The sequence below is a fragment of the Burkholderia sp. BCC1972 genome (genome assembly GCF_905339605.1).
Classification (GTDB): domain Bacteria; phylum Pseudomonadota; class Gammaproteobacteria; order Burkholderiales; family Burkholderiaceae; genus Burkholderia.
In genome coordinates, this window is sequence record NZ_CAJPGH010000019.1 from 121,365 (window position 1) to 134,857 (window position 13,493).

The 13,493-nt window shown below is 69.0% G+C and carries 12 protein-coding genes, 1 pseudogene and 1 riboswitch; of the genes and pseudogenes, 5 read left to right on the plus strand and 8 right to left on the minus strand.

Translation table 11 applies throughout. From position 1 onward, the window contains the following. Positions 1 to 3: 3 nt before the first annotated feature. The 6 genes from mlaE to U5798_RS25090 form a co-directional block, all read right to left on the minus strand. The gene (gene mlaE, locus U5798_RS25065; protein ID WP_011655796.1) at positions 4 to 771 is read right to left on the minus strand and encodes a lipid asymmetry maintenance ABC transporter permease subunit MlaE; all 768 of its coding nucleotides are present in this window, start codon (positions 769 to 771) and stop codon (positions 4 to 6) included. Next, positions 768 to 1,589 (minus strand): ABC transporter ATP-binding protein, encoded by an 822-nt coding sequence (locus U5798_RS25070; RefSeq protein ID WP_124453428.1) that lies wholly within the window; start codon positions 1,587 to 1,589, stop codon positions 768 to 770. Before U5798_RS25070 ends, mlaE begins: the two co-directional genes overlap by 4 nt. Before the next feature lie 84 nt (positions 1,590 to 1,673). Next, positions 1,674 to 2,798, minus strand: coding sequence for a thiamine phosphate synthase (gene thiE, locus U5798_RS25075; RefSeq protein WP_322083543.1), 1,125 nt, complete (start codon positions 2,796 to 2,798; stop codon positions 1,674 to 1,676). Beyond that, positions 2,795 to 3,610 carry a thiazole synthase gene (locus U5798_RS25080; RefSeq protein WP_039322226.1) on the minus strand — a complete coding sequence of 272 codons (816 nt, stop codon included), beginning with the start codon at positions 3,608 to 3,610 and terminating at the stop codon, positions 2,795 to 2,797. Before U5798_RS25080 ends, thiE begins: the two co-directional genes overlap by 4 nt. Before the next feature lie 38 nt (positions 3,611 to 3,648). Next, the gene (thiS, locus tag U5798_RS25085; RefSeq protein ID WP_014898319.1) at positions 3,649 to 3,846 is read right to left on the minus strand and encodes a sulfur carrier protein ThiS; all 198 of its coding nucleotides are present in this window, start codon (positions 3,844 to 3,846) and stop codon (positions 3,649 to 3,651) included. 32 nt (positions 3,847 to 3,878) lie between these two features. Next, the gene (locus tag U5798_RS25090) at positions 3,879 to 5,015 is read right to left on the minus strand and encodes an FAD-dependent oxidoreductase (RefSeq protein ID WP_124453434.1); all 1,137 of its coding nucleotides are present in this window, start codon (positions 5,013 to 5,015) and stop codon (positions 3,879 to 3,881) included. Between the two features lie 213 nt (positions 5,016 to 5,228). Further along, positions 5,229 to 5,352, minus strand: a riboswitch (TPP riboswitch). Between the two features lie 270 nt (positions 5,353 to 5,622). Between U5798_RS25090 and U5798_RS25095 the strand changes: the two genes are divergently transcribed. The 4 genes and pseudogenes from U5798_RS25095 (at position 5,623) to U5798_RS25110 (ending at position 10,728) form a co-directional block, all read left to right on the plus strand. Further along, a complete protein-coding gene (locus U5798_RS25095) occupies positions 5,623 to 7,392 on the plus strand; it encodes an ABC transporter ATP-binding protein/permease (RefSeq protein ID WP_124453435.1) in 1,770 nt (589 codons plus the stop codon). Next, a pseudogene (locus U5798_RS25100) lies at positions 7,389 to 8,029 on the plus strand (SDR family NAD(P)-dependent oxidoreductase). The gene U5798_RS25095 and the pseudogene U5798_RS25100 overlap by 4 nt, the downstream one beginning before the upstream one ends. A 127-nt stretch (positions 8,030 to 8,156) precedes the next feature. Then, the gene (locus U5798_RS25105) at positions 8,157 to 9,419 is read left to right on the plus strand and encodes an MFS transporter (protein ID WP_124453439.1); all 1,263 of its coding nucleotides are present in this window, start codon (positions 8,157 to 8,159) and stop codon (positions 9,417 to 9,419) included. A 25-nt stretch (positions 9,420 to 9,444) separates the two neighbouring features. Continuing rightward, positions 9,445 to 10,728: a D-amino acid dehydrogenase gene (locus U5798_RS25110; protein ID WP_322083544.1), complete on the plus strand. Its 1,284-nt coding sequence runs from the start codon at positions 9,445 to 9,447 to the stop codon at positions 10,726 to 10,728. On the opposite strand, the gene thpR is transcribed toward U5798_RS25110, so the two are convergent. Next, on the minus strand, positions 10,716 to 11,291 hold the full coding sequence (thpR, locus tag U5798_RS25115) for an RNA 2',3'-cyclic phosphodiesterase (protein ID WP_322083545.1): 576 nt from the start codon (positions 11,289 to 11,291) through the stop codon (positions 10,716 to 10,718). The genes U5798_RS25110 and thpR overlap by 13 nt on opposite strands. Next, positions 11,288 to 12,784, minus strand: a complete 1,497-nt coding sequence (locus tag U5798_RS25120; RefSeq protein ID WP_322083546.1) for an alanine/glycine:cation symporter family protein — start codon at positions 12,782 to 12,784, stop codon at positions 11,288 to 11,290. Before U5798_RS25120 ends, thpR begins: the two co-directional genes overlap by 4 nt. A 215-nt stretch (positions 12,785 to 12,999) precedes the next feature. Here U5798_RS25120 and U5798_RS25125 point away from each other — a divergent pair, with 215 nt between their 5' ends. Further along, entirely contained in the window at positions 13,000 to 13,257 is a 258-nt protein-coding gene (locus U5798_RS25125) for a hypothetical protein (RefSeq protein WP_322083547.1), read from the plus strand. Positions 13,258 to 13,493: the final 236 nt, after the last annotated feature.

Genomic DNA, 13,493 nt, shown 5'->3' on the forward strand with positions numbered 1-13,493 from the left:
GGCTTAGCTGAACATCAGCGCGGTCAGCAGGAAATCGAGGCCGAGTACGGCGAGCGACGCGAACACGACCGTCTTGGTGGTCGCGCGCGACACGCCTTCGGGCGTGGGCTTCGCTTCATACCCTTGAAACAGCGCAATGAAAGTCACGGCGAACCCGAACACGATGCTCTTGATCACGCCGTTGCCGACGTCGGCCCAGACCTGGACCCCGCCCTGCATCTGCGACCAGAACGCGCCCGGATCGACGCCGATCAGCACGACGCCGACGAAGTAGCCGCCGAGCACGCCGACCGCGTTGAAGATCGCGGCGAGCAGCGGCATCGCGATGATGCCGGCCCAAAGGCGCGGCGCGATCACCGTCTTGATCGGGTCGACCGCCATCATTTCGAGCGCGGTGAGCTGTTCGCCGGCTTTCATCAGGCCGATCTCGGCCGTGAGCGACGTGCCCGCGCGCCCCGCGAACAGCAGCGCGGTGACGACCGGCCCCAGCTCGCGCACGAGCGACAGCGCGACCAGCAGGCCGAGCGCCTGCTCGGAACCGTAGCGGTTCAGCGTGTAATACCCCTGCAGGCCGAGCACGAAGCCGACGAACAGCCCCGACACGGCAATGATCACGAACGAATAGTTGCCGAGGAAGTGGATCTGCTTCGTGACCAGCCGCGGCCGGCGCAGCAGCGGGAAGAATTCCAGCACGAGGCGCACGAACAGCCGCGTGCCGTAGCCCGCGCGCTCGAGGCCGCCGATGACGTAACGTCCGATCGCGCTGATCATGCGCGCCCTCCGCCGAGGCCGAAATCCGCTGCGAGCGGCGGGCTCGTGTAATGAAATTTGAACGGGCCGTCCGGCGCGCCGTCGATGAACTGCCGCACGCTCGGATCCGTCGACGCGCGCAGCTCGTCGGGCGTGCCCTGGGCAAGCACGCCGCCGTTGGCCAGGAAATACACGTAGTCGGCGATCGCGAACGATTCCGGCACGTCGTGCGTGACGAGGATCGACGTCGCGCCGAGCGCCTGGTTCAGCGTGCGGATCAGGTTCGCGGTGATGCCGAGCGAGATCGGGTCGAGGCCCGCGAACGGCTCGTCGTACATGATGAGCTGCGGATCGAGTGCGATCGCGCGCGCCAGCGCGATGCGGCGCGCCATCCCGCCCGACACCTCGGACGGCATCAGGTCGCGCGCGCCGCGCAGGCCGACCGCGTTGAGCTTCATCAGCACGAGGTCGCGGATCAGGTCTTCGGGCAGGTCGGTATGCTCGCGCAGCGCGAACGCGACGTTCTCGAACACCGACATGTCGGTAAACAACGCGCCGAACTGGAACAGCATGCCCATCTTGCGGCGCAGCGCGTACAGGCCGTCGCGCGTTTGCGCGCCGACATCGGCGCCGTCGAACAGCACCTGGCCGCGGCGCGCACGCACGAGGCCGCCGACCAGGCGCAGCACGGTGGTCTTGCCGCAACCCGAGCCGCCCATGACCGCGACGACCTGCCCGCGCCCGAAGCGCAGGTTCAGGTTGGACAGGACGAGGCGGTCGCCGTAGCCGAAGTCGACGTCGCGAAGTTCCAGCAGGGTCTCGGTAGGAGTGGGGCTCACGGAGCTGACAGTCCTTTTACGCAGAACGCCGAATTATAGGGCCTGCATTGGAATGATGTCGTGACGCCGTTCCGGGCCCTGCGGTCAATGATTGTCAAATTGTCCGGGAAAGCACTGCTGCAGCGCAATAAGCGCCGTCCGATAATCGGCTGCGCCCGTCACCGCACTGACCACCGCGACGCTGCCGACGCCCGTCGCCAGCACGGCCGGCAGCGTGTCGAGCCCCACCCCGCCGATCGCGACGAGCGGCGCCCGCGCGCTGGCGAAGCGCGCGTAGCGGGCGATCCGCGCGAGGCCCTGCGGCGGCGCGGCGACGGCCTTGGTGGCGGTCGCATAGACGGGACCGAGCGCGAGATAGCTCGGACGCTCGTGCAGCGCCCGCAACATCTCGTAATAACCATGGCTCGAAAGTCCGAGCCGCAGGCCCGCGCGCGCGATCGCGGCCAGATCGGCCGTTTCGAGGTCTTCCTGCCCAAGATGAACGCCGTACGCGCCTTCTTCTGCAGCGATCTGCCAGTGATCGTTGATGAACACACGCGCATCGGGATAGCGGCGCCCCGCCGCGACCGCGCGCACGATTTCGCGCCGCAGCGCGTCTGGCGTCGCGCCTTTCACGCGCAGCTGCACGGTCCGCGCACCGCCGTCCAGCACGCGCTCGACCCATTCGGCACTCGGCACGACCGGATAGAGGCCGAACTGCGCGGGGCACGGCGCGAATGCCGGCTCCGGCGCAGGCGGCAGCCCGGCGACCCGCGGGAACCGCGCGGCATCGACCGGCCACGCATCGGCGGCGCGCGTCTCGTCGCCGTCGCGCCACGCCAGCGCGAGCACCAGCGCGTCGACCGGCGCGAAGCCGCAATCGAGGAATGCGGCGAGGGCCGCGATCCAGTCGTCCGCGAGCGGATGCGCGGCTTCGAGCGCGTAGCGCGCGCCTGCCGCATGCAGCACCGCGCCGTGCTCGTCGAATTCGATCGCAACCGCGTCCGGCGAGGCCGGCCGCGACGCGGCCGACGCGCGCGCCCGCGCGGTGCGGTCGCCGGCCGACACGATCAAGACGTCGCCGTCCGACGGCACCTCGGGTGCCGCCACGCAGAGCCGCCACGGCGCCGCGCCGTCCGGCCAGTCGCCGAGGCGGGCGCGGATCCGTTCGGCCGCTTCGGCCAGTTCGTCGGCCGGCGGCCAGAATGCATCGGCGAAGCGCGCGCTCATGCGCCGCCCCCGTCCTGGTGCCAGAACGGCATCCCGACCACCGGCGTGCTCGCGTGCGCAGTTTCGCGCGCGTCCATCGGCCCGGCCAGATAGGCGGCGCGCCCCGCTTCGACGCCCTGCGCGAACGCGCGCGCCATGATTTCCGGGTGCGTGGCCTGCGACACGGCCGTGTTCAGCAGCACGCCGTCGAAGCCCCACTCCATCACCTGGCACGCGTGCGACGGCACGCCGAGCCCCGCGTCGACGATCAGCGGTACGTCGGGCAAGCGCTCGCGCAGCACGCGCAGGCCGTACGGGTTCACGACGCCCTTGCCCGTGCCGATCGGCGCGCCCCACGGCATCAGCGCCTCGCAGCCGACGTCGAGCAGGCGCCGGCCGATCACGAGATCCTCGGTGCAGTACGGCAGCACCTTGAAGCCGTCCTTGACCAGTTGCGCGGCGGCCTCGATCAGCCCGACCGGGTCGGGCTGCAGCGTGTAGTCGTCGCCGATCAGCTCGAGCTTGATCCAGTCGGTATCGAATACCTCGCGCGCCATGTGCGCGGTCGTCACGGCCTCGGCGACGGTCTGGCAGCCGGCCGTGTTCGGCAGCAGCGGCACCGCGTGGCGCTTGAGCAGGTCGAAAAAGCCGGCTTCGGCCGTGCCGCCCGTCATCTGGCGGCGCAGCGCGACCGTCACCATCCCGGGGCGCGACGCGGCGATCGAATCGGACAGCGACTGCAGCGACGGATAGCGCGACGTGCCGAGCAGCACGCGGCTGGCGAAAGTTTCGCCGTACAGCGTCAGCGCGTCGGCGGAGGTGAGGGACGTCATGTCGTTTTCCTGGAAGAGCGGGGGCGAACCGGCGGCGCTCAGCCGCCCGCGACGGGGTGCACGACGTCGAGCTTGTCGCCCGTCGCGAGTGCGCGCGCCGCATGCTGCGTGCGCGCGACGAAATTGCCGTTCAGCGCGACCGCGTACGGCGGACGCGCGCCGTACGCGGCGAGCGCGTCGGCCACCGTCGCGCCGTCGGGCAGCGTCAGGGTCTGTTGGTTGATCTGGATATCCATGAGGCTCGGTCGGATTCGGTCGGCGGCACGCGTCACGCCGGCTGGCGCGCGTCGCTGCGGTGATGAAGGAGCGCCGGCCAGCGCGCGGCGTCGCGCCATGCGGCAAACGCGTCGGCATCGCCGAACGCGCCGCCGAGCGCGGCTTGCGCGCACGCGACGGCCGCGTGCGCGACTTCCGGCGCGATCATGAAGCCGTGCCGGTACAGGCCGTTGACGGCGAGCGTCGATGCGCCGTCCCAGATCACCGCCGGGCGGTGATCGGGCAGCGTCGGCCGGCACTGCGCATTGAGTTCGAGGATGCGCGCCTCGCCGAACGCCGGGTGCACGGAGAACGCCGCGCTCAGCAGTTCGAGCGCGGAGCGCACGCTGACGGGCGACATGTCCTCGCCCTCCACCTCGGTCGCGCCGATCACATAGAGATCGCCCTGCTTCGGCGCGATGTACAGCGGGTACCGCGGATGCAGCAGCCGCACGGGCCGCGTCAGCCCGATGCCGGGTGCGTGCACGCGCGCGACTTCGCCGCGGATGCCACGCAGGGCGGGCAGCGCGGATTTCGCGCCGAGCCCGCGGCAATCGATCGTGAAATGCGCGTCGGGCAGGTTCGCGTCGTCGATCGCGACGTGCCAGTGCAGGTCGACGCCGCGTTCGGCAAGGCCCGCCGCCAGCGCACGCAGCGCCTGGCGATTGTCGAGCTGGCCTTCGCGCGGCAGCAGCAGGCCGCGGGCGAAACGGCCTGCGAGCGTCGGCTCGGCCGCATCGACCTGCGCGCCGACGAGCGTCACGAAGCCGCCGTCGAACAGGTCGGCCGGCGCGTTCGCGCGCACGCGCCGCTCGAACAGCGGCGCCTCCGCGCGATCCGCGTGATGCCAGACGACGAGTGTGCCGCGATGCTGGAAGAAGACGGGTTCGGGCAGTTCCGCGAGCCATTGCGGCCAGCGTTCGAGCGACGCGGCGCCGAGCTCGGTGATCAGCCGCTCCGCGCTCGCCGCTTCCGCGAGCGGCGCGAGCATCGCGGCCGCGATCCACGCGGCCGACTGCTCGCCGTCCGGGCCGCCGCGCTCGTACAGCGCGACGCGATGCCCGTCGCCCGCAAGGCGCCACGCGATCAGGCGGCCGACGAGGCCGCCGCCGAGCACCGCGAAATCGGGCCGTGCATCCCGGACGTTCATCGCGTGCCCTCCGTGCGAACGCGCACGACGAACGACGACGCACGTGCGAACGCACGCGACATCGGGCCGGGGATCAAGCAAAAGACTGAAGATTGTGCGGTCATCATTCCTTCCGTAACGCGCAATGCGCGTACCCAAAAGGACGAAACCGGCAGCAAAGGCCGGCCGGGCGGGACTCGGGCGCTGACCATGTGGGATGGCGGCCAGCGCGGCCCGGCGGGATCAGAAACTTCCCTCGCCGGTATTACCCGGATCGGGTGCAAAGGGTTTTTCTCAGCCTCGCCGCGCCGCCCGGAACATCTGCCGGCCGCGCCACGAAGCACCCCTGTTTCGTCGTCGGTCATTAGACCATAAAAGCGGAAAGTGCCGCAAACTGTCCCCCTTGGGGCAAATTCGCCGTCGGCCCGCGCCGCTCTGGCACAATGCCCGCAGGCCGGCCGCGCGAGCGGCCGGTTGCCGCGTCACCGCCGGCCCTTAAGTGCCGTTTAAGACGCGCGGGCGACCATCGCTGCGCCCGCCGTCAGTCGGCGCCGCGTCCCGGCATGCCGTATCGCGGCGCGCGCCCGGCTTCGCCCGGCCCGCGCGCCGGCTACTCATCAGGAAGCACATGACCCAATCGATCGATCCCGTCCGCTCCGCCTCCGACGCGCCGCAGGACGAGCGCCCGGTATCCGCATGGAGCCTCATCAAGCCCTACTGGGTATCGTCCGAATGGAAAATCGCGTGGACGCTGCTCGTCACGATCATCGTGATCAATCTCTGCAACGTGTGGATCACCGTGCAGTTGAACAAGTGGAACGCGCAGTTCTATAACGCACTGCAGACGAAGGACGTCCACGATTTCCCGCACCTGATGATGCAGTTCTCGTTGCTCGCGTTCGGCTTCATCATCCTCGCCGTGTACGGACTGTACTTGCGCCAGATGCTCGGCTTTCGCTGGCGGCAATGGCTGACCGAGCGCTTCCTCGGCGAATGGCTCGGCGACCGCGCGTTCTACCGGATCGAGCGCGACCGCCTCGCCGACAACCCCGACCAGCGCGTCGCCGACGATCTGCAGTCGTTCGCGACGACCACGCTCGCGCTGTCGCTCGACTTGCTGTCGACGGTCGTCACGCTCGCGTCGTTCATCACGATCCTCTGGACGCTCGGCGGTGCGCTGACGCTCTCGCTCGGCGCCACGCCGATCTCGATTCCCGGATACATGGTGTGGGCGGCTGCGCTGTACGCGGTGGTCGGCTCGATCATGATCCAGAAGGTCGGTCATCCGCTCGTGTCGATCAACTACCAGCAGCAACGCGTCGAGGCGGACTTTCGTTTCGGGCTGATCCGCGTACGCGAAAATGCCGAGCAGATCGCCTTCTACGACGGCGAGGACACCGAGAGCCGCAATGCACAGGGCCTCTTCGTGCGCATCCGTGACAATTGGTGGCGCGTGATGAAATACACCAAGCGTCTGACGTTCGTGAACGCCTTCTATGGACAGATCGCGATCATCTTCCCGTTCGTCGTCGCGGCACCGCGCTACTTCGCGGGTGCGTTCACGCTCGGCGTGCTGATGCAGATCTCGTCGGCATTCGGCACGGTCAGCGACTCCTTCTCCTGGTTCCTCAACAGCTATCGCACGCTCGTCGAATGGCGCGCCACCGTCAACCGTCTGCGCGAATTCAAGCGCGTGATGGGCACGTCGCACCTGAAGGAAAGCCTGTCGCCCGCCACCGAGCACGGCGGCATCAACCTGCACTACATCGACGGCGCGAAGCTGTCGACCTCGTCGCTCAAGCTCGCGCTGCCGAACGGCAACGCGCTCGCGAACATCGGCAACGTCACGATCGAGCCGGGTTCGCGCTGGCTCGTGATCGGCAAGTCGGGGTCCGGCAAGAGCACGTTCATGCGCGCGCTCGCGGGCCTGTGGCCGTTCGGCGACGGCGCGATCGACGCGCCGGTCGGCGCGCGGATGATGTTCGTGCCGCAGACGAGCTATTTGCCGATCGGCACGCTGAAGGCCGCGCTCACCTATCCGGCGACGCCCGACACGTTCAGCGACGAAGCGTGCCGCGACGCGCTGCGCGCGTGCCGCCTCGAGGATTACGTCGAGCGCCTCGACGAGACCGCGCACTGGACCCGCGTGCTGTCGCCGGGCGAGCAGCAGCGCCTGGCCGGCGCCCGCGTGCTGCTGCACAAGCCCGACTTCCTGTTCCTCGACGAAGCCACCAGCGCGCTCGACGCCGACAACGAGGCACGCCTCTATCACCTGTTCGCCGAACGGCTGCCGAAGGCCGCGATCGTCAGCATCGCGCACCGCGAGTCGCTGGCCGCGTTCCACGTCGGCACGATCAACGTCGAACGCGTGAACGCCGGCGACAAGGTCGCCGCGTGAGCGCACGCGCCGCGCACCGCGAACGCATCGCGCTGATCACCGGCGCAGGCTCGGGGATCGGCGCGGCGCTCGCCCGTCGGCTCGCGGCGCCCGGCATCGCGCTGGCGCTGCATGCGCGCGGCGCGGACGATTCGGCGCGGGCCCGGCTCGCCGAAGTCACCTGTGCGTGCACGGCGGCTGGCGCCGAGTGCATCACGCTGACCGGCGATCTCGGCGAACCGGGTGTCGCCGCCGCGCTGGTCGATAGCACCGCGGCCCGCTTCGGCGGGCTCGACCAGCTCGTCGCGAACGCCGGCTTCGCCGCGCGGCAATCCTTTTCCGATCTTTCCGCCGACGCACTCGCCTCCGCCTTCGCGGCGATGCCCGGCGCGTTCTCCGCGCTCGCGGGCCGCGCGCGGCCGCCGAATTCGCTGCGCACCGCATCACCGTGAACGCGGTCGCGCCGGGCTTCACGCGCAAGGACCACGGCCCGAGCGCCGGCAACGCCGCCGCGTGGGCGCAGGCCGAACAGGCGACGCCGCTCGGCCGGATCGCCGAGCCCGACGACGTCGCCGCGCTGATCGCGTTCCTGCTGTCCGATGCGGCACGGCAGATCACCGGCCAGGTCGTTCACGTCGACGGCGGCCTGACGCTCTGACGCGTCTTTCCCTCTTCCTGCCTGCCCGCGCATACTGCATCCGCCTTTTTGGCGCGCGGGATCGGGCCCGTAAAATAACCGCCACGCGGCAGCGCGAGACGAGACAAGACGAGAGGGGGCGGCAAGCATGCAGGCATTCCAGTGGTTCAACGAATTGTCGACGCGCGAGCGCCGGACGCTGTACGCCGGCTTCGGCGGCTACGCGGTCGATGCGTTCGACTTCATGATCTATTCGTTCCTGATTCCGACGCTGATCGCCACGTGGGGCATGTCGAAGAGCGAGGCCGGGATGATCGCGACGAGTTCGCTGATCTCGTCGGCGGTCGGCGGCTGGGTCGCCGGCATCCTCGCCGACCGCTATGGCCGCGTGCGCGTATTGCAGTGGACGATCGCGACGTTCGCGCTGTTCACGTGCCTGTCCGGTTTCACGCATTCGTTCTGGCAGCTGCTCGCCACGCGCACGCTGCAGGGCTTCGGCTTCGGCGGCGAATGGTCGGTCGTGACGATCATGATGGCCGAGACGATCCGCTCGCCCGAGCATCGCGCGAAGGCCGTCGGCACCGTGCAGAGCAGCTGGTCGTTCGGCTGGGGCGCGGCCGCGATCCTCTACTGGGCGTTCTTCGCGCTGCTGCCCGAGCAGGTCGCGTGGCGCGCGTGCTTCTGGATCGGCATCGTGCCCGCGCTGTGGATCCTGTACATCCGCCGCAACGTCAGCGATCCCGACATCTACACGGCCACGCGCCGCGCCCGCGACGAAGGCCGCGTGTCGGGCCACTTCCTCGAGATCTTCTCGCCGCCGCACCTGCGCGCGACGCTGTTCGGCAGCGCGCTGTGCACCGGCATGCTCGGCGGCTACTACGCGATCACGACGTGGCTGCCCACTTACCTGAAAACCGTCCGCCACCTGTCGGTATTCAACACGAGCGGCTATCTGGTCGTGCTGATCGTCGGCTCGTTCGTCGGCTACGTGGTCGGCGCGATCCTGTCCGACCGGCTCGGCCGCCGCGCATCGTTCATCCTGTTCGCGATCGGCTCGTTCTCGCTCGGCATGGCATACACGATGCTGCCGATAACCGATACCGCGATGCTGCTGCTCGGCTTCCCGCTCGGCATCGTCGTGCAGGGGATCTTCGCCGGCGTCGGCGCGTACCTGTCGGAGCTGTATCCGGGCGCGATCCGCGGCTCGGGCCAGGGCTTCTGCTACAACCTCGGCCGCGGGCTCGGCTCGTTCTTCCCGATCCTCGTCGGCTCGCTGTCGCAGTCGATGTCGCTCGTGAAGGCGATCGGCCTCGTCGCGGGCGGCGGCTACCTGCTCGTGATCGTCGCCGCGCTCGTGCTGCCCGAAACGCGCGGCAAGTCGCTCGTCGACGATCCGGCCGTCGCATCGTGAGCGGCCGCTTCACTCCGGAAATCGCATGCACGTGATCGTCCTCGGCGCCGGCGTGATCGGCGTCACCACCGCCTGGCACCTGCGCGAAGCAGGCTGCGACGTCACCGTGATCGAACGCGAGGCCGATGTCGCGCAGGTGACGAGCCTCGGCAACGCGGGCGTGATCGCGCCCGGCTACGTGACGCCGTGGGCCGCGCCCGGGATGCCCGGCAAGATCCTCAAGTACCTGTTCAAGCCCGCGTCGCCGCTGATCTTCCGGCCGACGCCCGATCCCGCGCAGTGGCGCTGGATCGCGCGCTGGCTGCGCGAATGCGAGTTCGAGCGGTTCCGCGTGAACAAGCAGCGGATGCAGCGCATCGCGTATTACAGCCGCGCGTGCCTGCATGCGTTTCGCGAGCGTCATCCGTTCGACTATGGCGCGAGTCGCGGCTACCTGCAGCTGCTGCGCGGCGCATTCGACGTCGAGATGGTGCAGCCCGCGCTGAAGGTGCTGCGCGACGCCGGCATCACGTTTCGCGAACTCGATGCGGCCGGCTGCACCGCGATCGAACCGGGCCTGCGCTGGGCGCGGCAGGCGCCGGTCGGTGGCATCTACCTGCCCGACGACGAAGCCGGCGACTGCGCCCGCTTCACGCGCGAACTGCGGGCGCTATGCGAAGCGCACGGCGTGACGTTCCGCTTTCGCACCGAAATCCGCACGCTCGATGTCGCGGGCGGCAAGGTGCGCGGCGTGCGGGTCGATTCGCTCGAAGCCGGCGATGGCGCACAACGCGGTGCGCGGCTCGCCGCCGACGCGATCGTCGTCGCGCTCGGCGTCGACAGCGCCAGCCTGCTGCGGCCGTACGGGATCGACGTGCCGCTGTATCCGGTGAAGGGCTACTCGGCGACGCTCGCGGTCGTCGACGACGAAAAAGCGCCGCGCGCCGCGCTGATGGACGAATCGCTGAAGACGGCGATCACGCGCTTCGGCCCGACGCTGCGCGTCGCGGGCACCGCGGAGCTCGGCAACCGGCACGCGGCGCTGCGTCAGCAGGCGCTCGATACGCTGATGAAGGTGCTCGACGACTGGTTCCCGCATGCGGCCGATCGCGCATCGGCGCGCTTCTGGGTCGGCCGCCGGCCGATGACGCCCGACGGCCCGCCTTTGCTCGGCGCGAGCGGGATCGACGGGCTCTGGCTCAATGTCGGCCACGGTTCGACGGGCTGGGCGATGTCGATGGGTTCGGGAAAGGTGGTCGCGGATCTCGTCACGGGGCACGAGCCGGAAATCGACCTGTCGGGCCTGACGCTCGCGCGCTACGGCCGGTAGGCGCCGGCGCTGCCGTGGGCGAGCGCGATCGGCGCCGACACGATCGGCCGGTGCGACACGCCTTCGTGCGACAGCCGGCTTTCGAACAGCGTCAGCGCTTCGATGCGCAGCACGACCTGCCGCCCCGGCGCACCGCCGTGCGCGGGCTGGCCGACCGCGTCGTGCGGCAGCCGCGCGAGCGTCACGTGCGGCCGGAACGGCCGCCGGTCGGCAGGCACCCCCAGTTCGCGCAGCAGCGCCGACAACCCGGCATTCAGCGCGACGCACGCGGGATCGGCCGCCAGCTCCGCGACGATCAGCCTCGCACGCGGCAGGCTCGGCCACCACGCGATCCGCTCGACCGGCAGCAACGGCAGCGCATGCGCGGCCGCGAGCGCGGACAGGTGCGCGGCCAGCGCGTCGCACCGTTCGCGTTCGATCGCACCGATGAACGCGAGCGTCATGTGCAGTTGCGCGGGCAGCGTGCGCCGCGCGCCACGGGTGACCGGCAACGCGTGCAGCGCGTCGCGCGACGCCGCATCGGGCATCAGCGCGACGAACGCACGGAGCCGGTCGCCGTTCATGACTCGCGCACCGCGCCGCGCGGCGCGCCGGCCACGCCGGCAGAAGCCGCAGCCGGACGCCGCGGCAGCGGCCCGTGTTCGCCCCACACGTCGGCCGGCAGCACGCGCGCGAGTTCGGGGATCGTGTTGCGCGTGAACACCGGATCGGCGACGCCCGCCGCGCGCTGGCGGCGATAGTCGGCCCACGCGGCATGCGCATGCTTGCCGAGCGCGAGGATCGCGATCAGGTTGATGATCGCCATCAGCCCCATGCTCGTATCGGCCATCGCCCACACGAGCGGCAATTGCCCGACGCTGCCGAACATCACCATCGCGAGCACCGCGATGCGGAACAGCGGCAGCACGCCGCGCCGCTTCGTGATGAATTCGACGTTGCCTTCCGCATACGCGTAGTTGCCGATCACCGATGAGAACGCGAGGAAGAAGATTGCGACGGCCATGTAGATGCCGCCCCAGTCGCCGACGTGGCTCGAGATCGCGCGCTGCGTGAGCGCCGCGCCTTCCATCCCGGTGCCGAGTTCATACTGGCCCGACAGCAGGATCACGAACGCGGTCGCACTGCAGATCACGATCGTGTCGACGAACACGCCGAGCATCTGGATCAGCCCCTGCGTGACCGGATGCCGCGTGCTCGCGGTCGCGGCCGCGTTCGGTGCGCTGCCCATCCCTGCTTCGTTCGAGAACAGCCCGCGCTTCACGCCGATCGCGATCGCCTGGCTGACCGCATGGCCGGTCAGGCCGCCGGCCGCCTGCTCGAGGCCGAACGCACTCTTCACGATCAGCGCGATCACGCCCGGCACCAGCGCGATGTGCGTCGCGACCGCGTAGACCGCGAGCGCGAGGTAGCCGATCGCCATCAGCGGCACGATCACCTGTGCGACCGCCGCGATGCGGCGGATGCCGCCGAAGATGATCGGGGCGGACAGCAGCACGAGGCCGAGGCCGACCGTCTCGCGGCTCCAGCCGAACGACGTATGGAACGCGTCGGCGATCGCGTTGGCCTGCACCGCGTTGAACACGAAGCCGAACGCGAGGATCAGCGACAGCGAGAACAGCACGCCGAAGCCGCGCGAGCGCAGGCCCGTCTGGATGTAGTACGCAGGGCCGCCGCGATAGCTGCCGTCCGGGTGCGACACCTTGAAGATCTGCGCGAGCGTCGCCTCGACGAACGCGGACGACATCCCGACGAGCGCGGTCATCCACATCCAGAAGATCGCGCCCGGCCCGCCGACCGTCAGCGCGACCGCGACGCCGGCGATGTTGCCGGTGCCGACGCGGCTCGCGAGCCCGGTCGCGAATGCCTGGAACGATGAAATGCTGCCCGGCTCGCCCTTGCTGCCGACCAGCTTCATGCTGAGGAACAGCGCCTTCAGCTGGATCATGCGGAACCGCAACGTGAACCATGCGCCGGCGCCGAGCAGCAGCGCGATCAGCACGTAGTTCCACAGCACGCCGTTGACGGCCTCGATCAGCCCTTGCACGAATGCTTCCATCCAGAGTCCTTGTAAATAGCGTCAGTCATGTACGGCGACCGCGAACGCGGCCCGAGGGGCGACATGATATGACAGTTTTCAAGGATTATTACAAAATGAAAGGAATCGGGATCACGGAAAATCAATAACTGATGTGATCAGGTTAGGCGACGCTCGGCGGAAATGCGGGCGCATGCCAGAGGCAGCAGCCCGGCGCGCAATATGCCCGAAGCATCATGAATCGTACGCTGTCCCAACACACCGATCACGAAGTTCGAAACAGGCATTCTTGCCGTTCGCGCAAAGCAGGGATCGTCATCGACGAACTCGGATTCGTCGGCGCACCCTGCCATGCCGGCACGCCCGGCCGGTCCGGATTCGATCTGAGACCGGACTCGCTGCATCGCGACGATCACGTCACCGAGCTCAAAAGAAACTCGGATGCTTCACTCAGCAAACCCAGCGCAATGATTTCCGGCAACCGGCTGATATGACAGTAATCCTCAAACCACACTTGCCGCAGCAGGTTTGAATCCCCGTCGGGCATACATCTCCTGAACAAATACCCTCCTTCGCCTTAGACCACCTCGTAACTGTTGGACACATTGCTCGCCAACGGGAAATGTCGAGAAAAGCGTCCCCGCTTTTCGATTTTTCTCGACTCTTGTCGGAGCGCGACGCAATGGGAACGGAACAGCCAGCTGCCTCTGCATCCTCAGCTTTCCCTTGC